Annotated in this window: 22 protein-coding genes and 1 other RNA gene; 15 read left to right on the forward strand and 8 right to left on the reverse strand. The window is 63.9% G+C overall.

Features of this window, described 5'->3' with window-relative positions:
* Positions 1–9: 9 nt before the first annotated feature.
* The gene (locus LDZ24_RS01570) at positions 10–1,398 is read right to left on the reverse strand and encodes an MFS transporter (protein ID WP_248321157.1); all 1,389 of its coding nucleotides are present in this window, start codon (positions 1,396–1,398) and stop codon (positions 10–12) included.
* 277 nt (positions 1,399–1,675) lie between these two features.
* Between LDZ24_RS01570 and LDZ24_RS01575 the strand changes: the two genes are divergently transcribed.
* From LDZ24_RS01575 to LDZ24_RS01600, 6 genes are all read left to right on the forward strand, one after another.
* Complete coding sequence (locus LDZ24_RS01575; RefSeq protein ID WP_248321159.1) at positions 1,676–2,647, forward strand: LysR substrate-binding domain-containing protein; 972 nt, start codon at positions 1,676–1,678, stop codon at positions 2,645–2,647.
* A 109-nt stretch (positions 2,648–2,756) separates the two neighbouring features.
* A complete protein-coding gene (locus LDZ24_RS01580) occupies positions 2,757–4,049 on the forward strand; it encodes a Glu/Leu/Phe/Val dehydrogenase (protein ID WP_248321161.1) in 1,293 nt (430 codons plus the stop codon).
* 261 nt (positions 4,050–4,310) lie between these two features.
* Positions 4,311–5,204 (forward strand): glutamate/aspartate ABC transporter substrate-binding protein, encoded by an 894-nt coding sequence (locus tag LDZ24_RS01585; protein WP_248321162.1) that lies wholly within the window; start codon positions 4,311–4,313, stop codon positions 5,202–5,204.
* Between the two features lie 69 nt (positions 5,205–5,273).
* On the forward strand, positions 5,274–6,014 hold the full coding sequence (locus LDZ24_RS01590; RefSeq protein WP_175939439.1) for an amino acid ABC transporter permease: 741 nt from the start codon (positions 5,274–5,276) through the stop codon (positions 6,012–6,014).
* Positions 6,014–6,691, forward strand: a complete 678-nt coding sequence (gltK, locus tag LDZ24_RS01595) for a glutamate/aspartate ABC transporter permease GltK (protein ID WP_175939440.1) — start codon at positions 6,014–6,016, stop codon at positions 6,689–6,691. Before LDZ24_RS01590 ends, gltK begins: the two co-directional genes overlap by 1 nt.
* Positions 6,688–7,413, forward strand: a complete 726-nt coding sequence (locus LDZ24_RS01600; protein ID WP_248321164.1) for an amino acid ABC transporter ATP-binding protein — start codon at positions 6,688–6,690, stop codon at positions 7,411–7,413. The genes gltK and LDZ24_RS01600 overlap by 4 nt, the downstream gene beginning before the upstream one ends.
* Positions 7,414–7,468: 55 nt before the next feature.
* Here LDZ24_RS01600 and LDZ24_RS01605 read toward each other — a convergent pair whose 3' ends face one another.
* Complete coding sequence (locus LDZ24_RS01605) at positions 7,469–8,371, reverse strand: class II glutamine amidotransferase (protein WP_350029418.1); 903 nt, start codon at positions 8,369–8,371, stop codon at positions 7,469–7,471.
* A 217-nt stretch (positions 8,372–8,588) separates the two neighbouring features.
* Here LDZ24_RS01605 and pyrC point away from each other — a divergent pair, with 217 nt between their 5' ends.
* The 3 genes from pyrC (at position 8,589) to rnpB (ending at position 10,948) form a co-directional block, all read left to right on the forward strand.
* Complete coding sequence (pyrC, locus tag LDZ24_RS01610) at positions 8,589–9,671, forward strand: dihydroorotase (protein ID WP_248321166.1); 1,083 nt, start codon at positions 8,589–8,591, stop codon at positions 9,669–9,671.
* Between the two features lie 11 nt (positions 9,672–9,682).
* Positions 9,683–10,522 carry a DUF3025 domain-containing protein gene (locus LDZ24_RS01615; protein WP_350029419.1) on the forward strand — a complete coding sequence of 280 codons (840 nt, stop codon included), beginning with the start codon at positions 9,683–9,685 and terminating at the stop codon, positions 10,520–10,522.
* Positions 10,523–10,534: 12 nt separating this feature from the next.
* An RNA gene (gene rnpB / locus LDZ24_RS01620) (RNase P RNA component class A) lies at positions 10,535–10,948 on the forward strand.
* Between the two features lie 59 nt (positions 10,949–11,007).
* On the opposite strand, the gene LDZ24_RS01625 is transcribed toward rnpB, so the two are convergent.
* Entirely contained in the window at positions 11,008–11,430 is a 423-nt protein-coding gene (locus tag LDZ24_RS01625) for an OsmC family protein (protein ID WP_248321169.1), read from the reverse strand.
* A 577-nt stretch (positions 11,431–12,007) separates the two neighbouring features.
* Here LDZ24_RS01625 and rplM point away from each other — a divergent pair.
* The 3 genes from rplM (at position 12,008) to erpA (ending at position 13,404) form a co-directional block, all read left to right on the forward strand.
* On the forward strand, positions 12,008–12,436 hold the full coding sequence (rplM, locus tag LDZ24_RS01630) for a 50S ribosomal protein L13 (protein WP_159835229.1): 429 nt from the start codon (positions 12,008–12,010) through the stop codon (positions 12,434–12,436).
* A 10-nt stretch (positions 12,437–12,446) separates the two neighbouring features.
* Positions 12,447–12,839 carry a 30S ribosomal protein S9 gene (gene rpsI, locus LDZ24_RS01635; protein WP_008351569.1) on the forward strand — a complete coding sequence of 131 codons (393 nt, stop codon included), beginning with the start codon at positions 12,447–12,449 and terminating at the stop codon, positions 12,837–12,839.
* Positions 12,840–13,038: 199 nt separating this feature from the next.
* On the forward strand, positions 13,039–13,404 hold the full coding sequence (gene erpA, locus LDZ24_RS01640) for an iron-sulfur cluster insertion protein ErpA (RefSeq protein WP_175939444.1): 366 nt from the start codon (positions 13,039–13,041) through the stop codon (positions 13,402–13,404).
* Between the two features lie 70 nt (positions 13,405–13,474).
* Here the strand turns inward: erpA and LDZ24_RS01645 are convergent, their stop codons facing one another.
* Complete coding sequence (locus LDZ24_RS01645; protein ID WP_256465391.1) at positions 13,475–14,605, reverse strand: anhydro-N-acetylmuramic acid kinase; 1,131 nt, start codon at positions 14,603–14,605, stop codon at positions 13,475–13,477.
* Positions 14,606–14,896: 291 nt separating this feature from the next.
* Here LDZ24_RS01645 and tyrS point away from each other — a divergent pair, with 291 nt between their 5' ends.
* From tyrS to LDZ24_RS01660, 3 genes are read left to right on the forward strand one after another with little or no spacing between them, the layout of a single operon-like run.
* On the forward strand, positions 14,897–16,153 hold the full coding sequence (gene tyrS, locus LDZ24_RS01650; RefSeq protein ID WP_248321170.1) for a tyrosine--tRNA ligase: 1,257 nt from the start codon (positions 14,897–14,899) through the stop codon (positions 16,151–16,153).
* 4 nt (positions 16,154–16,157) lie between these two features.
* Entirely contained in the window at positions 16,158–16,616 is a 459-nt protein-coding gene (gene dtd, locus LDZ24_RS01655; RefSeq protein WP_248321172.1) for a D-aminoacyl-tRNA deacylase, read from the forward strand.
* Positions 16,613–17,260, forward strand: a complete 648-nt coding sequence (locus LDZ24_RS01660; protein ID WP_248321173.1) for a histidine phosphatase family protein — start codon at positions 16,613–16,615, stop codon at positions 17,258–17,260. The genes dtd and LDZ24_RS01660 overlap by 4 nt, the downstream gene beginning before the upstream one ends.
* Here the strand turns inward: LDZ24_RS01660 and LDZ24_RS01665 are convergent.
* The 4 genes from LDZ24_RS01665 to ruvC all read right to left on the reverse strand — a co-directional run bounded on the left by LDZ24_RS01665 (position 17,257) and on the right by ruvC (position 20,453).
* Positions 17,257–18,159, reverse strand: coding sequence for an oxygenase MpaB family protein (locus LDZ24_RS01665; protein WP_248321174.1), 903 nt, complete (start codon positions 18,157–18,159; stop codon positions 17,257–17,259). The two genes, LDZ24_RS01660 and LDZ24_RS01665, sit on opposite strands and share 4 nt — an antisense overlap.
* Before the next feature lie 3 nt (positions 18,160–18,162).
* A complete protein-coding gene (ruvB, locus tag LDZ24_RS01670; protein ID WP_175939449.1) occupies positions 18,163–19,224 on the reverse strand; it encodes a Holliday junction branch migration DNA helicase RuvB in 1,062 nt (353 codons plus the stop codon).
* Between the two features lie 80 nt (positions 19,225–19,304).
* The gene (gene ruvA / locus LDZ24_RS01675; RefSeq protein ID WP_159835236.1) at positions 19,305–19,886 is read right to left on the reverse strand and encodes a Holliday junction branch migration protein RuvA; all 582 of its coding nucleotides are present in this window, start codon (positions 19,884–19,886) and stop codon (positions 19,305–19,307) included.
* Positions 19,887–19,910: 24 nt separating this feature from the next.
* A complete protein-coding gene (gene ruvC / locus LDZ24_RS01680) occupies positions 19,911–20,453 on the reverse strand; it encodes a crossover junction endodeoxyribonuclease RuvC (protein WP_175939451.1) in 543 nt (180 codons plus the stop codon).
* Between the last annotated feature and the right edge of the window lie 77 nt (positions 20,454–20,530).

The raw sequence follows: 20,530 nt of genomic DNA on the forward strand, positions 1-20,530 counted from the left end.
ATTGCCGCATCATTCCATCGCGTGCGCGCCGTTGATCGCGACGGCGTCGTGTCCTTGCGCTGATGTTGCCGACCACCGCAGCCATTGCGAACGCAGCAGGAATAGCGCGCCGAACGCGCCCGTCGCGAGCACGCCGAACGTCGCGAATCCCATCTGATAGCTGCCGGTGCTTTCCTTCGCGATGCCCATGATGACCGGCAGATAGAAGCCGCCGATGCCGCCCGCCGCGCCGACGATGCCGGACAGCAGCCCGGTCTTTCCCTTCCAGCGATGCGGCACGAGCTGGAACGTCGAGCCGTTGCCGAGCCCGAACGCGAGATACAGGCACACGAGCAAGCCGAGGCCGCCCGCGACCGGCGGCATCCAGATGGCGAACGCGAAATCGGCGGCGGCGATGACCGCGAGCAGCACGAGCAACGCGCGCACGCCGGTCACGCGATCCGCGACATAGCCGCCGAACGGCCGCACGATCGCGCCGAGAAACGCGAGCAGCGACATGAAGAGCCCGGCTTCGAGCTTCGGCATCTGATAGAGCGAAGTCAGCAGCAGCGTCACATACGAGGACATGCCGACGAACCCGCCGAACGTGATGCTGTAGATGAGCATGATGACCCACGTATCGCGTTCGCCCAGCACCGAACGATAGCGGCGCGGCAGCACCGCAATGGCGATGAGCGCGCCGAGCACCGGCAGCAGCAGGACGCCCGTGCGTCCCGCGCCGAACACGCCGCCGTGTACCACGAGCACGAGCACGACGAGACTCACGAGCGTCACGGCGAAGCTGGCGAGCGCGCGCATCGTGCTGCCGGTTTTTTCGCCCGCATCCGACGCCCATGCGAACAGCGCGGCAGCCGTGATCGCGAGCAGCGGCAGCGCGGCGGCGGTCGATAGCTTCCAGCCGAAGGCATCGGCCAGATGCGGGAACAGGAAGCCGTCGAGCACCGCGCCGATGTTGCCGGCGGCGGCGAGGCCCAAGACGAGCCCCTGCACCTTCGGCGGATAGTTGCTGCCGGCCATCGGCAACGCGACGGCGAAGCTCGCGCCGCCCATGCCGAGAAACACGCCGAGCACGAGCAAGAGCGCATACGACGGCACGCCGGGAACGAGCGGCAGCACGACCGACGGGATCGACGAGAGCAGCACGCCCATGAGCGCGACGCGGCGGCCATCGGTCGATTGATACAGATTGCCGAGCGTCACGCGCAGGATCGCGGCGGCCAGCACCGGCACCGCGACGAGAAAGCCCTGTTGCGCCGCCGACATCGCGATGTCGCGCCCGATGAACGGCGCGAGCGGCCCGTACAACACCCAGACGGTGAAGCCCGTATCGAAGTAGAGGAAGCAGGCGAGAAGCGAGCGCCAGTTGCCGCTCTTGAGCGATGCAATGAGATTGGACATGAGGGTTCCGGGTGGGCGCTGTCGCGCTTATGGCGTGGTGTTCACGGCGGCCCGGATTTTTGCAAGCATCATGCCAATTTGCGCCGATGCGGCGCGCCTCAATGCGGGCGGCTCGGCACGCGCAGAACGAGCGAACGCGCCAAGACAGAAGCCGCACCTCGCCCGTGCGGCATGCGTGCGCGTGGTGCGGGCAGGCCTCGGCTTGAATCATCGGACGCGGCCGCGCCCGCTAAAATGCCTGCTTCCCGCATCCGGCGCGGCACGGCGCGACTCCAGCATGGAACTCAAATGGCTCGAAGACTTCGTTTCGCTCGCGGAGACGCGCAGCTTCAGCCGCTCGGCCGAGCTTCGCCATATCACGCAGCCTGCGTTCTCGCGGCGCATCCAGGCGCTCGAAGCATGGCTTGGCACTGAACTGATCGACCGTTCCGTCTATCCGACGCGGCTCACGCAAGCCGGACAGGTGTTCTACGAGCAGGCGCTCGCGATGCTCTCGCAGTTCCACGAAGCGCGCACGCTGTTGCGCGGGCAGGGCGGCGCGCCGGCGGCGACCATCGAATTCGCGGTGCCGCACACGCTCTCCCTCACCTACTTTCCGCGCTGGTTGCAGCATATCGAGGCGCGGCTCGGACGCATTCGCACGCGGCTGCGGGCGCTCAACGTGCACGACGCGGTGCTCTCGCTGGTCGAAGGCGGCTGCGATCTCGTGATGGGTTATCACCATCCGAGTCATCCGGTCGCGCTCGATCCCGCGCGCTACGACATGCTGACGCTCGGCCTAGAACCGATCAGCCCGTTCTCCGCGCCGAACAAGGCGGGACGCGCGCGCTACACGCTGCCCGCCAGCGCCGATGCGCCCGTGCCGTATCTCTCGTACACACCCAACGCTTACCTCGGCCGCATGACCGAAGTGATCATCGCGACGGCGCCCGCGCGCCTGCACCTCGACAAAGTGTATGAAACGGATATGGCGGAAGGTCTCAAGGCGATGGCGCTCGCGGGCCACGGCGTCGCGTTCCTGCCGCATAGCGCAGTGGAAGATGCGGTCGAGGAAGGGCGGCTCATCCGGCTCGACCGGGGAACGCGTGGAACGCCCGCCGGTCAGTTCACATTGACGATGGAGATTCGCCTCTATCGCGACAAGATGGCTTCGCAAGGCGACGATCCGCGTCAGGCGCTCGTCCGTGCGCTATGGGACGCAGTCGGTGACGAACTGCTGAAGGCATCGATGGAAACGCCCGCCGCGTAAGGCTTTCGGAGGTTATGCAAGAAACGCATGATCGGATAAGGAAACGGCATTGGATTTGGAAACGCCGTTTGTCGACAATTGACGTATTCCACAAACCGCTGGAGCATCAATGTCCTCTCCGAAGCTTGACCATGCCATTCCCTCGTATCTGCACGCCGACGATCTCGGCCCGTGGGGGAACTATCTGCGGCAGGTCGATCGCGTGGCGCCGTACCTCGGCTCTCTCTCGCGCTGGCTCGAAACCCTCAAGCGTCCGAAGCGCATCCTGATCGTCGATTGCCCGATCGAGCTGGATAACGGCACGGTCGCGCACTTCGAAGGCTATCGCGTGCAGCACAACACGTCGCGCGGTCCCGGCAAGGGCGGCGTGCGGTATCACCAGGACGTGACGCTTTCGGAAGTCATGGCGCTGTCCGCGTGGATGTCGGTGAAGAACGCGGCGGTGAACGTGCCGTACGGCGGCGCGAAGGGCGGCATCCGCGTCGATCCGCGCACGCTCTCGCGCGGCGAACTGGAGCGCGTGACGCGCCGCTACACGAGTGAAATCGGCATCATCATCGGGCCGAACACGGACATTCCCGCGCCGGACGTGAACACGAACGAGCAGATCATGGCGTGGATGATGGACACCTACTCCATGAACCAGGGCCAGACGGCAACGGGCGTCGTGACCGGCAAGCCGATCTCGCTCGGCGGCTCGCTCGGCCGCAAGGAAGCGACGGGGCGGGGCGTGTTCGTCGTCGGCACGGAAGCGGCGCGGCGCGTCGGGCTGGAGATCGAAGGCGCGCGCATCGCGGTGCAGGGCTTCGGCAACGTCGGCGGCATCGCGGCGCGTCTCTTCGAAGAAGCGGGCGCGCGCGTGATCGCGGTGCAGGATCACACCGGCACGCTCTATAACTCGAAAGGCATCAACACGGTGGCGCTCGCCGAGCACGTCGCGCAAAGCGGCGGCGTCGGCGGTTTCGCGGGCGCGGACCCGGTGTCGAAGGACGAGTTCTGGACCATCGAAAGCGACATCCTGATCCCGGCCGCGCTCGAAGGGCAGATTACCGAGCAGAACGCGCCGAAGATCAAGACGAAGATCATCGTCGAAGGCGCTAACGGTCCGACCACGACCGCAGCCGACGACATCCTGCACGACAAGGGCGTGCTCGTGATCCCGGACGTCGTGGCGAACGCGGGCGGCGTGACGGTTTCCTACTTCGAGTGGGTGCAGGACTTCTCCAGCTTCTTCTGGACCGAAGACGAGATCAACCAGCGCCTCGAGCGCGTCATGCGCGAAGCGTTCGCCGCAGTGTGGCAAGTGGCGAGCGAGCAGCAGGTTTCGGTGCGCACGGCGGCGTTTATCGTCGCGTGTACGCGCATTTTGATGGCGCGCGAGATGCGCGGCCTGTACCCCTGATCGCATGCAAAAGCGCGTTCATCGTAAGCGCGGCGAGGCGCGGCGTTGCAGCCGCGCCACCTCCCTATGAAAGTGGCGGCGTTCCCTCGGAACGCCGCCACTTTTTTTATCAAATTCGCGTAATATGCGCGCCTACGCGGAGTTGCACTCAGTTGCACCGGCCCGTCTCTAAAATGCGACGAACTCCGGTTAACGATCATTCTTTCAGAATTATTACCCTGCTAAACTTGGCCCGGTTTTTCGCCACAGGAGATCGAACACATGAAGGTTAAAAAGGCTGCGCTGCTCGTCGCCGCGCTGGGAATTTTCGCCACGGGCGCCTACGCCCAGGACGCGGGCACGCTCAAAAAAATCAAGGATACGGGTGTCATCTCGCTGGGGCATCGCGAATCGTCCATTCCGTTCTCGTACTATGACGACAAGCAGAATGTCGTCGGCTATTCGCACGAGTTCGCGCTGAAGGTCGTCGAGGCGGTCAAGCAAAAGCTCAACATGCCGAACCTGAAGGTGAAGCTGACGCCGGTGACGTCGCAAAACCGCATTCCGCTCGTGCAGAACGGCACCGTCGATATCGAATGCGGCTCGACCACGAACAACGCCGAGCGCCAGCAGCAAGCGGCTTTCTCGAACACGATCTTCGTGATCGGCACGCGTCTCATGACCAAGAAGGATTCCGGCGTGAAGGACTGGGCCGACCTGAAGGGCAAGACCGTCGTGACGACTGCCGGCACCACGTCCGAGCGCCTGCTTCGCAAGATGAATCAGGAAAAGAACATGGGCATGAACATCATCAGCGCGAAGGACCACGGCGAGTCGTTCCTGACGCTGTCGACGGGCCGCGCGGTCGCGTTCATGATGGACGATGCGCTGCTCGCCGGCGAGCGCGCGAAGTCGAACAACCCGGGCGATTTCGTGATCGTGGGCGCGCCGCAATCGCATGAAGCGTACGGCTGCATGATGCGCAAGAACGACCCCGAGTTCAAGAAGGTGGTCGACGACGCGATCGCGAAGGTCGAGACGTCGGGCGGAGCCGACAAGATCTACAAGAAGTGGTTCGAAAGCCCGATTCCTCCGAAGGGGCTCAACCTGAACTTCCCGGAAAGCGAAGACATGAAGGCTCTGTTCAAGAGCCCGAATGACAAGGCAATCGACTAACCGGTTCGGGTAAAGAACGAACGAGACGGAAGGAGCCTTGCTTCTTCCGTTTCTTTTTGGAGTGAGTCCATGTCTTATCACTGGAACTGGGGCGTTCTGCTGAGTCCGGTTTCCACCGGCGAGCCCACCACGTATCTCGGCTGGCTGATTTCAGGCTTCTGGGTGACGATTACCGTGTCGCTCGCGGCCTGGGTCATCGCGCTCGTGGTCGGTTCGTTGTTCGGCATCTTGCGCACGGTCCCGAATCGCACGCTCGCGGGCATCGGCACCGTGTATGTCGCGATCTTCCGCAATATTCCGCTGATCGTGCAGTTCTTCATCTGGTATCTCGTGATACCGGAGTTGCTGCCGGCTTCCATCGGCAACTGGTTCAAGCAACTGCCGCCTTCCGCGCAGTTCTTTTCGTCGTCGATCATCTGTCTCGGGCTCTTCACCGGCGCGCGCGTGTGCGAACAGGTGCGCTCGGGCATCAGCGCGTTGCCGCGCGGACAGCGCAACGCCGGCCTCGCGATGGGCTTCACGCAATGGCAGACGTATCGCTACGTGCTGATGCCGGTGGCGTATCGCATCATCGTGCCGCCGCTCACGTCGGAATTTCTGAACGTGTTCAAGAATTCGGCGGTGGCCTCGACCATTGGTCTCCTCGATCTGTCGGCGCAGGCGCGTCAGCTCGTGGACTACACGGCGCAGACCTATGAATCGTTTATCGCGGTGACGCTCGCGTACATGCTCATCAACCTTATCGTGATGCTGCTGATGCGCTGGATCGAAGCGAAAACGCGGCTGCCTGGCTACATCGGAGGCAAGTAATGCATCAGTTCAACTGGAGTGGCGTCATCGGCTCGCTGCCTACGCTGTGGACGGGCGCCATCATCACGCTGCAGATCACGCTGCTCGCTATCGTGATCGGCATCGTGTGGGGGACGGTCATCGCGCTGTTCCGCCTCTCGGGCATCAAGCCGCTGCAATGGTTCGCGGGCGCCTACGTCACGCTGTTCCGCTCCATCCCGCTCGTGATGGTGCTGCTGTGGTTCTTCCTGATCGTGCCGCAAGTGCTGCAGAACGTGCTCGGGCTGTCGGCGGATATCGACATTCGCCTCGCATCGGCGATGGTCGCGTTTTCGCTATTCGAAGCCGCGTACTATTCGGAAATCATCCGCGCCGGCATTCAGGCGGTGCCGCGCGGGCAGGTCAACGCAGCCTTCGCGCTCGGCATGACCTACGGCCAGGCGATGAAGCTCGTCGTGCTGCCGCAGGCCTTCCGCGCGATGGTGCCGCTTCTGCTCACGCAGGCGATCGTGCTCTTTCAGGACACGTCGCTCGTCTACGTGATCAGTCTCGCGGACTTCTTCCGCACGGCGACGAACATCGGCGACCGCGACGGCACGACCGTCGAAATGGTGCTGTTCGCCGGGGCATGTTATTTCGTGGTGTGCGTGGTGGCGTCGGCGCTCGTCAAAAGTCTTCAGAAAAAGGTCGCAAGATGATCTCTATCAAGAATGTTTCAAAGTGGTACGGGCAGTTTCAGGTGCTCACCGACTGCACGACCGAAGTGAAGAAGGGCGAAGTCGTCGTCGTGTGCGGCCCGTCGGGGTCGGGCAAGTCGACGCTCATCAAGACCGTCAACGGCCTGGAGCCGTTCCAGAAGGGCGAGATCAGCATCAACGGCCAGTCGCTGACGGACAAGAAGACGAATCTGTCGAAGCTGCGCTCGAAGGTCGGCATGGTGTTCCAGCACTTCGAGCTGTTTCCGCATCTGTCGATCGTCCAGAACCTGACGCTCGCGCAAATCAAGGTGCTCGGCCGCTCGAACGACGAAGCGACGCAGAAGGGTCTGAAGCTGCTCGATCGCGTCGGCTTGCGCGCGCATGCGGACAAGTATCCCGGCCAGTTGTCGGGCGGTCAGCAGCAGCGCGTGGCGATTGCGCGCGCGCTTTCGATGGACCCGATCGCGATGCTCTTCGACGAGCCGACTTCCGCGCTCGATCCGGAGATGATCAACGAAGTGCTCGACGTGATGGTGGAGCTCGCGCAGGAAGGCATGACCATGATGTGCGTGACGCACGAAATGGGCTTCGCGAAGAAGGTCGCGCATCGCGTGATCTTCATGGATAAGGGCTTGATCGTGGAGGACGACCAGAAGGACGCCTTCTTCGCGAACCCGAAGTCGGACCGCGCGAAGGACTTCCTCGCGAAGATCCTGCACTGAGCTTTCGCAACGCTAGAAAGAAACGCGGCGCTCCTGAGAAGAAGCGCCGCGTTTTTTATTCGATGCCCAGTTCCGATTCCACTGCCGCCGTCGTGCGGATCTCGTCGATTTTCAGCGCGGAGCCGACGCACGCCTTTGCGAGCGGCTCGGCCGCCTTCTTCGCGACTGCCTCCGGCACCGGAATGTTCAGCGTTCGCGCGAGCGCGCCTTGCTGGAACATCGCGAGATCGCCGGGAGCGAAGCGCGTCCAGACTTCGTTATCGGTGAGCGGCGAAGTCGCGATCACGGCGACGCGATCTTCGGGCGTCGTGTACTTCGCGAAGTCGATCGACATGTCCGCGTCGATCAAGTGCGCGGTCGAAAACGGCCAGCTGCGCACGAGGTAGTAGAGATGCGTCGAGCAGTGCGAGAAGAGCGCCTGCCCGTTCGACATCAGAAAGTTGAACACGCCGTACTGCGTGACCTCGCGCGTGAGCGTGGCGAGCGCCTCGAAGAGTTCGTCGAGCGGCGGCTGCGAGCACGGAAATGCGCTACGGAGCCCTTGCAGCAGCGCGCAGAACGCGAGTTCGCTGTCCGTGGTGCCGACCGGCTGATAGACGCCAGTGAGTTGCGGCGCGTGGCCATTCAGATCGCCGTTATGCGCGAAGATCCAGTGCCGGCCCCACAACTCGCGCATGAACGGGTGGCAGTTCTCCAGAAGGATATGCCCTTGCGTCGCCTTGCGAATATGCGCGATGGTGTTCTTCGACTTGATCGGATACCGCTTGACCATCTCGGCGAGCGGCGAACTCGCCGACGACTGATGATCGATGAAGAGCCGGCACGCCTTGTCCTCGAAGAACGCAATGCCCCAGCCATCCGCATGATGATCGGTCATTCCGCCGCGCGCCGCGAAACCGGTGAACGAGAACGTCACGTCGGTCGGTTCGGCGCAATTCATTCCGAGAAGTTGGCACATGTTGCTCGATGCGGCGGGCGAAAGCCCTGAAGTCGGGTTGTTACAATACGTCCGACAAGCATATCACCGGGGCATTCCCGAAAAAATCGAAGGCCGTCCCCGGTTGGCGGCCCGTTGTGGAATTTCCACGGCGATTTTTTCCGGCCGTGCGCTTCTCGGCTGCGCAGTTCTTTGCTTGCGGTTCGCTTTCTCTTAACGTCCTCGCTGTCATCACGCCATGTCCGCTACTTCCGCATCGCCCGATTCGCCTACGACTCTCACGCTGGCGCGCCCCGACGACTGGCACTTGCACGTGCGCGATGGCGCGACGCTCGCCGCCGTGCTTCCGCATACGGCGCGCCAGTTCGGCCGCGCGATCATCATGCCGAATCTGAAGCCGCCGGTCAGGACGACCGAGATGGCCGCGGCGTACCGCGAGCGGATTCTGGCGGCATTGCCGAAAGAGGGCGCGGGCGCGCGCTTCGAGCCGCTGATGACGCTCTATCTGACCGACAACACGCCGCCCGACGAGATTCGCCGCGCGAAAGACAGCGGCTTCGTGCACGGCGTGAAGCTGTACCCGGCCGGCGCGACGACGAATTCGGACGCGGGCGTGACGGATCTGCTCGGCAAGTGCGCGAAAACGCTCGAAGCGATGCAGGAAGTCGGCATGCCGCTCTTGGCGCACGGCGAGGTGACGGACAGCGACATCGACGTATTCGACCGCGAGAAAGTGTTCATCGACCGCGTGATGACGCCGCTGCGCCGCGATTTCCCCGCCCTCAAGATCGTCTTCGAGCACATCACGACAAAAGACGCCGCCGACTATGTGCGCGACGCGCAAGGCGCGATCGGCGCGACGATCACCGCGCATCACCTGCTGTACAACCGGAACGCGATGCTCGTCGGCGGCATTCGTCCGCACTATTACTGCTTGCCGGTGCTCAAGCGCGAGACGCATCGCGTGGCGCTCGTCGAGGCGGCGACGTCCGGCAATCCGCGCTTTTTCCTCGGCACGGACAGCGCGCCGCATCCGAAGGGCCTGAAGGAGCACGCGTGCGGCTGCGCGGGCTGCTACACGGCGCTGCACGCGCTGGAACTCTATGCCGAAGCCTTCGACAAGGCCGGCGCGCTCGACAAGCTCGAAGGCTTCGCCAGTTTCCACGGCGCGGATTTCTACGGCCTGCCGCGCAGCGCGGAGACGGTGACGCTCGAACGCGCATCGTGGACGCTCCCCGCCGAGTTCGCCGCGGGCGATTCGCAGATCGTCCCGTTGCGCGGCGGCGAGTCGATCGGCTGGCGGTTCGTGGAATCGGTCTGACGGTAGCCGCAGTGTCCGCGCGTTTCGACGAGATCGACTGGACGCGTCCGTGGCTCGCGCCACTCGCGTCGCGCGGCGAACGCTGGCAGGCGGCGGCGCTCGATGGTCCGGCGCGCTATCTCAAAGCACTGAACGATGACGCGGCGCAAGCCGCGCTCGTCACCGGACGTGGCCGGCCGCTCGCGTTCGTCGCGCAGGAATCGCTGCCGGAAGGCGCGTCGTACGAGGCGCATATCGCCGCGACCGGCTGCGTGCCGACGCGCCACAATCTGCACGATTTCTTCAACGGCCTGATGTGGTTCGCGTATCCGCGCATCAAGGCGGCGCTCAACGCGTGTCAGGCGAAGCAGATCGACGCGCTCGGCATCGGCCCGACGCGCGGCGGCGTGCGCGACGCGCTCACGCTCTTCGACGAAAACGCGGTGCTATTCGCGTGCGCCGAGCCATCGCTCGCGGATGCGCTGCGCCGCTTCGACTGGCGCGCGTTGTTCGTCACGAAACGCGCGTCGTGGGGCAGCCGGTGCGAGGCGCGCGTCTTCGGCCACGCGTTGCTCGAGAAGCTGGTCGCGCCATACAAGGCGTGCACGGGGCACGCGTGGATCGTGGACGTGCCGGCCGCCTATTTCTCATCGGACGATGCCGCCCGCCGCTCCATGCTCGACGATATCGTGTCGCGCAGTTTGCTCGGCGAGCCGCCCGCGAGCCGCGCGTTCGCGCCGCTGCCCGTGCTGGGCGTGCCCGGCTGGTGCGACGCGAATGCGGACGCCGCGTTCTACGACGATCCGTCCGTCTTCCGTCCCGGCCGACGCATCGCGGCAGGCGCAGTGAAGGACGCGAAAGCCGCATGTTAGAATCGACGCCGCAAAGCAGGCCAGGCAGTCGCGGCTTCGGCGCTTTTTGGCGTCGAGGGCGAGGAAAGTCCGGACTCCACAGGGCAGGGTGATGGCTAACGGCCATCCGTGGCAACACGCGGAACAGGGCAACAGAAAGCAAACCGCCGATGGCTTCGGGCGCAAGTCCGGAGATCAGGTAAGGGTGAAACGGTGCGGTAAGAGCGCACCGCGGCCGTCGCGAGACGTGCCGGCACGGTAACCTCCACCCGGAGCAATTCCAAATAGGCAGGCGCGCATCTTCGTGATGCAGGACGGTGCCCCCGTTCGTCTGCGGGTAGGAAGCTCGAGCGCGTCAGCAATGGCGCGCCTAGAGGAATGGCTGCCACGCGCGTTCGCCTTCGGGCGGCGCGCGCACAGAATCCGGCTTATCGGCCCGCTTTGTCGTCATTCAAAAAAAAGAGCCGGCGTCTTGTCTGACGCCGGCTCTTTTTTCTGCGACGCGCTTAGCGTTCGACGATATCGAACGAATGCGTGAGTTCAGCCGTCTTGGCGAGCATGATCGACGCGGAGCAGTACTTGTCGTGCGACAGATTAATGGCGCGTTCCACCGTCGAGGGATTCAGGTTCTTGCCCGTGACCGTGAAGTGGAAGTGGATCTTCGTGAACACCTTCGGGTCTTCGCTTGCGCGCTCGGCCTTGAGCGTCACCGAGCAGCCTTCTATTTCCTGGCGGCTTTTCTTCAGGATCATCACGACGTCGTACGCGGTGCAGCCGCCCGTGCCGAGCAGAACCATCTCCATCGGACGCGGCGCGAGATTGCGGCCGCCGCCTTCCGGCGCGCCGTCCATGTTGACGAGATGACCGCTACCGGTTTCGGCGGCGAACGCCATGCCGTCCTGTCCCATCCAGCTCACTTTGCATTCCATGCTGAGGCTCCGCCCGCTTCACGCGTTGTAGACAGCTTTCATTGTAGCGGTTCATCGAACGGTCATCGCAGACCGACTCCGCGCATTCTCCGATTGACGCGGGCGGGAACCCGGAATCCGCATAACCGCGCGCGCCACGCTGACGGTCCGACATTCCGCCGCCGCGAGACCGAGACGCCGTGGCAACAGCGCAAGCCGAATCCACATTATGAAATCCGTTCTCATGATGCGAATCTTCTTGCTTTGCAGCATGACCGTGCCTATACTCGGGCCATTGGTTGTTGCAGTACCTACAGCGTCTCCTCCACCTCCTCCTAGGTGGATTGAGCCCGAGCTACGAACGCTCGGGCTTTTTTTCGTTCGGAGAGCCGCGCGCTGTTTGCAGTCGGCCACCGAGTGCGGCAAGCCTTTGACGCAACGAGCGTTTTCCCGCTATACTTCAAAGTTCTCTTCGTCACACGCCCGCGGAGAGAAGTCAGGGAGAGCCTGCACGCGCAAGGAAAGTCATTTAGCGCACTCATATAAGCAGGACCGAACAAGGTAAAGAGCAAAGGGCAGATTAATTTTTGGATCGATCATGAAGACGTTTTCCGCAAAAGCCGAAGAGGTGACGCGCGAATGGTACGTGATTGACGCGACGGATAAGGTTCTCGGCCGTGTCGCCAGCGAAGTGGCACGCCGTCTTCGCGGCAAGCATAAGCCTGAATTCACTCCGCACGTCGACACCGGTGATTACATCATCGTCGTCAATGCCGGCAAGCTGAAGGTCACCGGCAACAAGACCACGGACAAGAAGTACTACCGTCACTCGGGCTACCCGGGCGGCATCTATGAAACGACGTTCGGCAAGATGCAAGAGCGTTTCCCGGGCCGCGCGCTCGAGAAGGCTGTGAAGGGCATGCTGCCGAAGGGCCCGCTCGGCTACGCGATGATCAAGAAGCTGAAGGTCTACGCTGAAGCCACGCATCCGCACACGGCTCAACAGCCCAAGTCGCTCGAGATCTAAGGGAGCCCACATGATCGGTAACTGGAACTACGGTACGGGCCGCCGCAAGAGCGCCGTCGCTCGTGTCTTCATCAAGTCGGGCAAGGGCGAGATCATCGTCAATGGCAAGCCCATCGCCGACTATTTCTCGCGCGAAACGTCGCTGATGATCGTGCGTCAACCGCTGGAACTCACGAACCACGCCACCACGTTCGACATCAAGGTCAACGTGAACGGCGGCGGCGAAACGGGTCAGGCAGGCGCGGTCCGCCACGGCATCACCCGTGCGCTGATGGACTACGACGCAACGCTCAAGTCGCAACTGTCGAACGCTGGCTTCGTCACGCGTGACGCGCGTGAAGTGGAACGTAAGAAGGTCGGTTTCCACAAGGCACGCCGCAGGAAGCAATTCTCGAAGCGTTAATCGCTTCGGGTTTCGCCGGTTCTGCCGGCGAAGCTGCTGCGAAAGCCGCCCGCACTGCAAGGTGCCGGCGGCTTTTTCTTTTTGCCGCGATTTGCCCGAATCAGTCGAATTTGCATATAGCCTCTTGATTTCATGGGCTTTCGGCACGATTTTGAGATCAGCCCTACAATAGCGGCTAGAAGCTAAATTGGAGAGTTCAATGAGCGCAGTCAGCGACACCCCCACGACCGAAATGCCGATGCCGTTCGTCTTCACCGACGCTGCGGCCGACAAGGTCAAGCAATTGATCGACGAAGAAGGCAATCCGGATCTGAAGCTGCGCGTGTTCGTGCAAGGCGGCGGATGCTCGGGCTTCCAGTACGGTTTCACGTTCGACGAAGAAATCAACGAAGACGACACCGTGATGGACAAGAGCGGCGTGCAGCTGCTCGTCGATTCGATGAGCTATCAGTACCTCGTCGGCGCGGAAATTGACTATAAGGACGATCTTAACGGCGCGCAGTTCGTGATCAAGAATCCGAACGCGACGACGACGTGCGGTTGCGGTTCGTCGTTCTCGGTCTGAGCGCGGACCGAGCAGTTGTGGAAAAACGGAGCCTTCGGGCTCCGTTTTTCGTTTCCGCTCGCCAAAGAGCTCAGCGCGGATAGATCGCGCCCAGCACGCGCTCGCCGGCCGCGCCCGTCACCGACGCGAGATTGCCGGGTTCGCGCGCCACGCAGCGCATCGCGAGCCACGCGAACGCGAACGCTTCGACTTGTTGCGGCGGCACGCCGAGCGCCTCGGTGGTCATGACGGGCACGCCCGAAACGCCGGTTTCATCGAGCGCCTGTTGCAGCATCTGCATCAGCACCGGATTTCGCGCGCCGCCGCCGCAAACATAGACCGCGCGGGCGTCGGATGCGTGGCGCTCGATTTCGCGCGCGACCGTCACGGCCGTGAGCGCGGTGAGCGTCGCTTGCACGTCGGCGGGGGCGAGCGCGGCGAACGGCGCGAGCTTCGCATCGAGCCACGCCGGATTGAACAGATCGCGGCCCGTGCTTTTGGGCGGCGCTTCCTCGAAAAACGGCTCGTCGAGCAGCGCATTGAGCAGCGGCCGATTCACCTCGCCGCGCGCCGCGAACTTCCCGCCGTCGTCGTACGGTTTGTTCAGATGCCGGTGCGCCCATTCATCCAGCAACGCGTTCGCCGGGCCGCAATCGAAGCCGCGTACCGCGCCGCTCGCCGCCAGCACCGTGATATTGCTGATGCCGCCCAGATTGCAGACGACGCGCGTCTCGTTCTTCGCGCCGAAAACGGTCGCGTGGAACGCCGGCACGAGCGGCGCGCCCTGACCGCCGGCGGCGACATCGCGGCTGCGGAAATCCGCGATCACGTCGATATTCGTCATTTCCGCGAGCAACGCGGGATTGTTGATCTGCCGCGTGTATCCCTTCTCCGGCCGATGCCGCACCGTTTGGCCGTGTACGCCGATCGCGCGCACCTTCGTCGACGAATAGCCGCTCACGCTCTGCAACTCGTGGCAGCAGACGGCGTAGCGCGTGGCGAGCGCATTGCCGGCGAGCGCCTCGCGTTCCAGTTCGTTGTCGCCCGGCGTCTGTAGCGCAAACAGCGCGTCGCGCAGGCCCTCGGAAAAGGACACGTGCGCCTCGCCGAGCACGACCGGCGGTTTGCCCGCGGCGAACTGCACCGCGACGCCATCGACGCCGTCCATGCTCGTGCCGGACATCAGGCCGAAGTACACGCCGTCTGCCTTGCCGGGTTCAATTGCTTCGGCTTTTTTCCCCACGTTCCCCTCCTCGTCGATGCTCGTCGGTGCTTGTCCATCAACGCGGGATTATCCGCGCATCCGCGCCGATCGTTAAGGTGTGGCCACCGACCGCGGCCACCGCCCGCAGCCGCCGCCGGATGTCCGCGTGCCGCCGAACGGACCGAATGCGTGCCTCATCGCGTAAAATCGTGAGCCTGAACAAGCCATTACGCCCATCACGCCGTTAAGCACCGCGCGAGGCCGTCCGGGACGGCGCCATCGCAATCTTTCACATCACAAGCCGCAAGCATGACCACTGACTCCAACGCTTCTTCCGCGCCGCCGCGCGAGGCCTTTCCGATCACCGACGACGTGCGCGCCGCCCTCGCGATCGCCAAGCGCGGCTGCGACGAACTTCTGATCGAAGACGAGTTTGCGCAGAAGCTCGCACGGAGCGCCGCGACGGGCAAGCCGTTGCGCATCAAGCTCGGCCTGGACCCGACCGCGCCCGACATCCACATCGGCCATACGGTGGTGCTCAACAAGATGCGCCAGTTGCAGGACCTCGGGCATCAGGTCATCTTCCTGATCGGCGATTTCACGTCGCTGATCGGCGATCCGTCCGGCCGCAACGCCACGCGCCCGCCGCTCACGCGCGAGCAGATCGAAATGAACGCGAAGACGTATTTCGAGCAGGCGTCGCTGGTGCTCGACCGCGAGAAAACCGAGATCCGTTACAACAGCGAATGGTCCATGCCGCTCGGCGCGGACGGCATGATCAAGCTGGCATCGCGTTACACGGTCGCGCGCATTCTCGAACGCGAAGATTTCACCAAGCGTTTCCAGAGCGGCGTGCCCATCTCGATTCACGAATTCCTTTATCCGCTGATGCAGGGCTACGATTCCGTCGCGCTCAACGCCGACCTCGAACTCGGTGGCACGGATCAGAAGTTCAACCTGCTCGTCGGCCGCGAATTGCAGAAGCAATACGGCCAGGAGCAGCAATGCATTCTGACGATGCCGCTGCTCGAAGGCCTCGACGGCGTCGAAAAGATGTCGAAGTCGAAGCACAACTATGTCGGCATCAGCGAGAAGCCGACCGAGATGTTCGGCAAGCTGATGAGCATTTCGGACGTGCTCATGTGGCGTTACTTCGAACTGCTGTCGTTCCGCAGCATGGAAGAGATCGCGCGCTTCAAGCAGGAGGCCGAGGGCGGCCGCAATCCGCGCGACTTCAAGGTGATGCTCGCGCAGGAAATCGTCGCGCGCTTCCATTCGCCGGCGGACGCCGAGCGCGCGCTCGAAGACTTCAACCATCGCGCGAAGGGCGGCGTGCCGGACGATATTCCGACCGTCACCCTCGCGGGCGCGCCGCTGGCCATCGGCCAGTTGCTGAAGCGGGCGGGGCTCGTGCCGTCTACCAGCGAGGCGCTGCGCAACATCGAACAGGGCGGCGTGAAGATCGACGGCGCAACGGTGTCCGACAAGGGCCTGAAAGTCGAGCCGGGCGAATTCGTCGTGCAGGTGGGCAAGCGCCGATTTGCGCGCATCACGCTGACGGCGTAAGCGGATGATCGCGCTTATCCAGCGAGTGCGGCGCGCGGACGTGCGCGTCGGCGAACGCGTGACCGGCGCGATCGACGCGGGCCTGCTCGCGCTCGTCTGCGCCGAACGCGGCGACACAGAAGCCGCCGCCGACAAGCTGCTCGCGAAGATGCTGGCGTACCGCGTGTTCAGCGACGCGGGGGGCAAGATGAATCTCTCCGTGCAGAACATCGACGGCGCGGGGCGCGCGGGCGGCGTGCTGCTGGTATCGCAGTTCACGCTCGCCGCCGATACATCGAGCGGACTGCGCCCGAGCTTCACGCCGGCCGCGCCGCCCGACGAGGGCAAGCGGCTCTTCGATTACTTCGTCCGCGAAGCGCGGGCGAAGCATCCGATCGTCGAGACCGGCGAATTCGGCGGCGAGATGCAAGTGTCGCTCGTCAACGACGGGCCGGTCACGTTCTGGCTGCAGGTGCGGCCATGACGACGCAAGTCTTGTTCGTCCGCCACGGCGAAACCGATTGGAACCGCGTGAAGCGCATCCAGGGGCATATCGACATTCCGCTGTCCGCGCATGGCGTGCTGCAAGCTGAACAATTGGGCGCGCGTCTCGCGCGGGAAGGGCGGCTCGACGCCGTCTACACCAGCGATCTCCTACGCGCCCAACAGACCGCCCGCCCGTTCGCAGATGCGCTCGGTCTCGACCTCCGCTTGTCCGAAGGCTTGCGCGAACGCAACTACGGCGCGTTCCAGGGACACGACAGCGACGAAATCAGCGAGAAGTTTCCGGCCGAGTACGTCGAATGGCAGACGCGCGATCCCGGCTTCACGCCGCCCGGCGGCGAGTCGCTGCGCGTCTTCTATCACCGCGTGATCCACGCGATGGAGCCGATCGTCGCCGCGCATCCGGGCGGGCGTATCGCGTGCGTCGCGCACGGCGGCGTGCTCGACTGCATCTACCGATTCGCGATGAGACTGCCGCTCGACGCGCCGCGCAACTGGCCGCTGCTCAATTGCAGCGTCAACGTGGTCGATTACGACGGCGGCCATGCGACGGTGGTGTCATGGGGTGACGTGTCGCATCTCGTCACCGACACCGCCGACGACAGCCTGCGCAAGACAGCCTAGTCGTTCTTCTTTGCGGCAACTCGCAAGCGCGCACGCTTCGAGATGCCGTTGACGAGCGCCCAGCGAACGACGGGCGCCATCGCCCGCACGCCGGGCCGCGCAATGACTCGCCGCATCGGCGCAAGCGACGACAGCCCGAGCGTGTCCTGCGCCCAGTCGGGCAGCAAATCGACGCCCGCATTGAACACCAGCACGCGCGCCGGCTTCATGACCACGCTCGGCGTCGGCGCGTTCCTGAGCACGCGAATGACTTCCTGCGTGCGCTCGCTTGCATGCAGATGCGGGCGCATGGCGGCGAGATACGCGTCGACCTGCGCGCGCGTGGTCGGCACGTCGCGCGCGCCGAGCAGGCGGGCGACGAGCGCCGTTTCTTCGAAGTAGCGGTCCTGATCCGCCACGGACAGAGCGGGGTCCACGTAGCGCAGATAGCCCTCTAGAAAGCTCGTGACTTCGGCGACGTGGACCCAAGTCAGAAGCTCGGCATCGCTCGCGCGATACGGCCGGCCGTCGGGCGCGGTGCCTGTCACGCCGAGATGGATACGCTTCACGCGCTCGATCAACGCGAGCGCGTCTTGCCGGTTGCCGAACGTGGTTCCCGCGATGAAAGTCGCCGTGCGCCGCAGACGCCCGAGAATATCCGTGCGAAACGTCGAGTGATCCCACACGCCCGCGAGCGCCAGCGGATGCAGCGTCTGCAGCAACAGCGCGCTGATGCCACTCGTCATCATCGACGTGAAATCGGCGTGGACTTTCCAGCAGATGGTGTCCGGCCCGAAGAGGCCCGGGTCGCCCGGCGGCGACGTGTAATCGAGCGTCGGTCCGCTGCCGGTCGTGAGATTCGTGATGCCGCGTGCGATCGACGACCGCACGCGCGTGACCAACGTTGCCTGATCCGACATGCGCTAGCCGTTGTTCGCGTCCCAAAGATCGCGGATCGGGCCGCCATCCGGCGCGGCGATGCCGAAGTGCCGATACGTCAGCAAGGTCGCGACGCGCCCGCGCGGCGTGCGCTGCAAATAACCTTGCTGGATCAGATACGGCTCCAGCACGTCTTCGATCGTGTCGCGCTCTTCGCCGATGGCCGCCGCGAGGTTATCGACGCCGACCGGCCCGCCGTCGAACTTGTGCAGGATCGCTTCGAGCAGCTTGCGGTCCATCAGGTCGAAGCCGACCGGATCGACGTCCAGCATCTTGAGCGCGGCATCCGCCACTTCTGCCGTGATGCTGCCGTTCGCCTTCACTTCCGCGTAGTCGCGCACGCGGCGCAGCAGCCGGTTCGCAATACGCGGCGTGCCGCGCGATCGCCGCGCGATCTCCAGCGCGCCTTCGGGCACGATGTCCGCCTTCAGCAGCGACGCCGAGCGCGACACGATACGCGCGAGCTCGTTCGCGTTGTAGAACTCCAGCCGCGACACGATACCGAAGCGGTCGCGCAGCGGATTGGTCAGCATGCCCGCGCGCGTGGTCGCGCCGACGAGCGTAAACGGCTGTAGATCCAGCTTCACGCTGCGCGCGGCCGGCCCTTCGCCGATCATGATGTCGATCTGATAATCCTCGAGCGCCGGATACAGAATTTCCTCGACGACAGGCGACAGCCGATGAATCTCGTCGATGAACAGCACGTCGTTCGCTTCGAGATTGGTGAGCAGCGCGGCGAGGTCGCCTGCGCGCTCCAGCACCGGGCCCGACGTCTGCCGCAGATTCACGCCCATTTCCCGCGCGATGATATGCGCGAGCGTCGTCTTGCCGAGACCCGGCGGACCGAAGAGCAGCACATGATCCAGCGCTTCCGAACGCCGCTTGGCCGCTTCGATGAAGATTTCGAGCTGCCCGCGCACCTTTTCCTGCCCCACGTATTCGTCGAGCTGGCGCGGTCGCAACGCGCGCTCGAAGGCTTCTTCGTTCGGCGAGACGGGCGTGGCCGAGATGATGCGTTCGGCGGCGAGTTTGTCGGTTTCGATCATGGGTCGATTGTACAGCGAGCCTTCTCGCCGCGAACCTGGCCGAACGGCCTAGTGGCGCGCAACGCCGAGCGCCCGCACACTCAGGCTTTCGAGAGCGCCTTCAACGCGAGCTTGATGCCTTCCGAGACGCCCGTTCCCGCCGGCACGTTCTTGATGGCGGCGAGCGCTTCCTTCTCGGAATAGCCGAGCGCGAGCAGCGCGTTGAGAATGTCGGACGCATGGTCGGACTGCGAAGCCGCGCTCGCCATTGCGCCGAGATCGGCGCCGAGCTTGCCCTTCAGTTCGAGCAGCAAGCGTTCGGCCGTCTTCTTGCCGATGCCCGGCACGCGCGTCAAGCGCGCGGAGTCTTGCGTCGTCACGGTCTGCGCGAGCTCCTGCACGCTCATGCCGGAAAGCACCGCGAGCGCCATGCGCGCGCCGATGCCGCTGATCTTTAACAATTCGCGAAACGTCGCGCGTTCCTGCGACGTGAGAAAGCCGTAGAGCAAATGCGCGTCCTCGCGCACGATCATCTGCGTGAGCAGCACGACCTTCTCGCCGGCATTCGGCAGGTTGTAGAACGTGCTCATCGGCACGTCGATTTCATAGCCGACGCCGTTGCAGTCGACGAGCAGGTGCGGCGGATTTTTTTCCAGCAGAACGCCGGCAATGCGACCAATCATGTTTGCGTTATCGAATGGAGAGATTTAGCCGATGAGTCTGCCGCGCCGCACGCGCAAGCCCTTCTTCGCGAGCGACGGCGCAATGCCGCCGAGCGTGGCGAGCCCCGTGCCGCCGTGCGCGTGACAGATGGCCATGCCGAGCGCGTCGGCGGCGTCGGTACTCGGCACGCCCGACAGATTGAGCAGACGCACGACCATCTGCTGCATCTGCTCCTTGGTCGCGCGTCCGTAGCCGACGACTGCCTGCTTCAATTGCAGCGCGGTGTATTCGGCGACCGGCACGCCGCTCGCGACGAGTCCGCAAATGGCCGCGCCGCGCGCCTGCCCGAGCAGCAGCGTCGATTGCGGATTGACGTTGACGAAGACCTTCTCGATGGCCGCCTGATCCGGGTTGTGCTGCCGGATCAGCGTCGAGATGCCGTCGAAGATGGTGTTCAGGCGCGAAGGCAAATCGGCGTCGGCCGTCTTGATGACGCCGCTCGTCACATAGTTGAGCGAGTGCCCCGCCATGTCGATGATGCCGAAGCCCGTCACGCGCAGGCCGGGGTCGATGCCTAGGATTCTCATTCGTTCGCGATGCGGCTCGTCCAAAGTGAAATGGCCTGCTTGCGCGACTCGACGCGCAAACAGGCCAATACTAAATG

The sequence above is a fragment of the Caballeronia sp. Sq4a genome (genome assembly GCF_023170545.1).
Taxonomy (GTDB): Bacteria; Pseudomonadota; Gammaproteobacteria; order Burkholderiales; family Burkholderiaceae; genus Caballeronia.

Excerpts from the sequence above, each read along its gene's own strand:
- LDZ24_RS01570 (WP_248321157.1), bottom strand. The coding sequence starts at position 1,398 with ATGTCCAATCTCATTGCATCGCTCAAGAGCGGCAACTGGCGCTCGCTT.
- LDZ24_RS01575 (WP_248321159.1), top strand. The coding sequence starts at position 1,676 with ATGGAACTCAAATGGCTCGAAGACTTCGTTTCGCTCGCGGAGACGCGC.
- LDZ24_RS01580 (WP_248321161.1), top strand. The coding sequence starts at position 2,757 with ATGTCCTCTCCGAAGCTTGACCATGCCATTCCCTCGTATCTGCACGCC.
- LDZ24_RS01585 (WP_248321162.1), top strand. The coding sequence starts at position 4,311 with ATGAAGGTTAAAAAGGCTGCGCTGCTCGTCGCCGCGCTGGGAATTTTC.
- LDZ24_RS01590 (WP_175939439.1), top strand. The coding sequence starts at position 5,274 with ATGTCTTATCACTGGAACTGGGGCGTTCTGCTGAGTCCGGTTTCCACC.
- gltK (WP_175939440.1), top strand. The coding sequence starts at position 6,014 with ATGCATCAGTTCAACTGGAGTGGCGTCATCGGCTCGCTGCCTACGCTG.
- LDZ24_RS01600 (WP_248321164.1), top strand. The coding sequence starts at position 6,688 with ATGATCTCTATCAAGAATGTTTCAAAGTGGTACGGGCAGTTTCAGGTG.
- LDZ24_RS01605 (WP_350029418.1), bottom strand. The coding sequence starts at position 8,371 with ATGTGCCAACTTCTCGGAATGAATTGCGCCGAACCGACCGACGTGACG.
- pyrC (WP_248321166.1), top strand. The coding sequence starts at position 8,589 with ATGTCCGCTACTTCCGCATCGCCCGATTCGCCTACGACTCTCACGCTG.
- LDZ24_RS01625 (WP_248321169.1), bottom strand. The coding sequence starts at position 11,430 with ATGGAATGCAAAGTGAGCTGGATGGGACAGGACGGCATGGCGTTCGCC.
- rplM (WP_159835229.1), top strand. The coding sequence starts at position 12,008 with ATGAAGACGTTTTCCGCAAAAGCCGAAGAGGTGACGCGCGAATGGTAC.
- rpsI (WP_008351569.1), top strand. The coding sequence starts at position 12,447 with ATGATCGGTAACTGGAACTACGGTACGGGCCGCCGCAAGAGCGCCGTC.
- erpA (WP_175939444.1), top strand. The coding sequence starts at position 13,039 with ATGAGCGCAGTCAGCGACACCCCCACGACCGAAATGCCGATGCCGTTC.
- tyrS (WP_248321170.1), top strand. The coding sequence starts at position 14,897 with ATGACCACTGACTCCAACGCTTCTTCCGCGCCGCCGCGCGAGGCCTTT.
- dtd (WP_248321172.1), top strand. The coding sequence starts at position 16,158 with ATGATCGCGCTTATCCAGCGAGTGCGGCGCGCGGACGTGCGCGTCGGC.
- LDZ24_RS01660 (WP_248321173.1), top strand. The coding sequence starts at position 16,613 with ATGACGACGCAAGTCTTGTTCGTCCGCCACGGCGAAACCGATTGGAAC.
- LDZ24_RS01665 (WP_248321174.1), bottom strand. The coding sequence starts at position 18,159 with ATGTCGGATCAGGCAACGTTGGTCACGCGCGTGCGGTCGTCGATCGCA.
- ruvB (WP_175939449.1), bottom strand. The coding sequence starts at position 19,224 with ATGATCGAAACCGACAAACTCGCCGCCGAACGCATCATCTCGGCCACG.
- ruvA (WP_159835236.1), bottom strand. The coding sequence starts at position 19,886 with ATGATTGGTCGCATTGCCGGCGTTCTGCTGGAAAAAAATCCGCCGCAC.
- ruvC (WP_175939451.1), bottom strand. The coding sequence starts at position 20,453 with ATGAGAATCCTAGGCATCGACCCCGGCCTGCGCGTGACGGGCTTCGGC.